This window comes from Paenibacillus ihuae, assembly GCF_001368795.1.
Taxonomy (GTDB): Bacteria; Bacillota; Bacilli; order Paenibacillales; family Paenibacillaceae; genus Paenibacillus_AQ; species Paenibacillus_AQ ihuae.
Genome location: NZ_LN831201.1, coordinates 11,091 through 12,564, shown reverse-complemented (window position 1 = coordinate 12,564; position 1,474 = coordinate 11,091). Strand labels below are relative to the sequence as shown.

Here is a 1,474-nt window from a genome sequence, read left to right as displayed (position 1 = left end):
AGGACGCGCGGCTTCGTGCCGCGGTCCGGCAGTTCGTACGCCAGTGGGAATCGCTGGCGTACAGTCCGGCCGGGGCGGCGCCCCCCGGCCGGGCAGGGCCGCAGGACGGCGTAGAAGCCGCCGCCTTTATCGGCCACTGCCTGACCATTACCTTCCGCCTGGCCTAAGGCGGAAGCGGGTATTTTTCCAAAAGAGCCGCCCGGCTTTTATTCCTCCGGCTCCGATCCTTTCATTGCCGGACTTTACGGGCAAAAAGCTTATGGATTACGTGCCCTGCTTTCCTTGACGGTAAGAATTAACCATGAGTATAATGAATCCAATAATCAAGGGAGGCACGTAATGAATAAGCCAAATGAAATTATCGTCGTTCTCGATTTTGGAGGACAGTATAACCAACTTATCGCGCGCAGAATTCGGGACCTTGGGGTATACAGCGAGCTTCTGCCGTACAATACGCCAATTGAGAAGATCAAGGCACTTTCACCGAAGGGGATTGTTTTCTCCGGGGGACCAAGCAGTGTTTACGCTGAGGATGCACCTCATGTGGATCCGGCTATTTATGATTTGGGTCTGCCAATTTTCGGGATTTGCTATGGTATGCAGCTTATGGCCCACCAGCAAGGCGGAAAGGTAGAACGTGCGGACAAGCGGGAATACGGCAAGGCCAACGTTGACTTTGAAATGGGCGCTGTCCTTGCTACCGGACTGGAGAGCGGTCAGACCGTTTGGATGAGCCACGGCGATCATGTAGTGGAGCTTCCAACAGGATTCAAGCTTGATGCCGGCACAGAGAGTGCTCCGATTGCGGCAATGAGTCATGCAGACCGCAAATTCTTCGCGGTGCAGTTCCATCCTGAGGTACGCCACTCCGTGAACGGGAATGAGATGATCTCGAACTTCCTGTACGAGGTTTGCGGCTGTGAAGGCAAATGGACGATGGAATCCTTTATTGAGGATGCCGTCAAGGATATCCAAGACAAAGTCGGCGACAAAAAAGTGCTCTGCGCCCTCAGCGGCGGTGTAGACTCCTCGGTAGTGGCGATGCTGATTCACCGGGCGATCGGTGATCAATTGACCTGTATGTTCATTGACCACGGCCTGCTCCGCAAAGGTGAAGCGGAGAGCGTAATGGAAACCTTTGTCGGCAAATTCGATATTCATGTGGTGAAGATTGATGCGCGGGATCGTTTCATGAGCAAGCTGGCCGGTGTCTCCGACCCTGAGCAGAAGCGCAAGATTATCGGTAATGAATTTATCTATTGCTTCGACGAAGAATCGGCCAAGCTGGGTGATTTCTCGTTCCTGGCCCAAGGTACGCTGTATACCGATATCGTAGAGAGCGGAACAGCAACCGCACAGACCATCAAATCACATCATAATGTCGGCGGACTGCCGGAAGACATGAAGTTCAGCCTGATCGAGCCGCTGAATACACTGTTCAAGGACGAAGTCCGCAAGCTGGGTGAAGAGCTGG

General features: G+C 53.5%; 1 protein-coding gene. It reads left to right on the top strand.

Annotation, left to right across the window (positions count from 1 at the left end; genetic code table 11):
- Positions 1-339: 339 nt before the first annotated feature.
- The coding region (guaA, locus tag AQR02_RS24430) for a glutamine-hydrolyzing GMP synthase (protein WP_082452064.1) at positions 340-1,474 on the top strand (1,135 nt) is incomplete at its 3' end.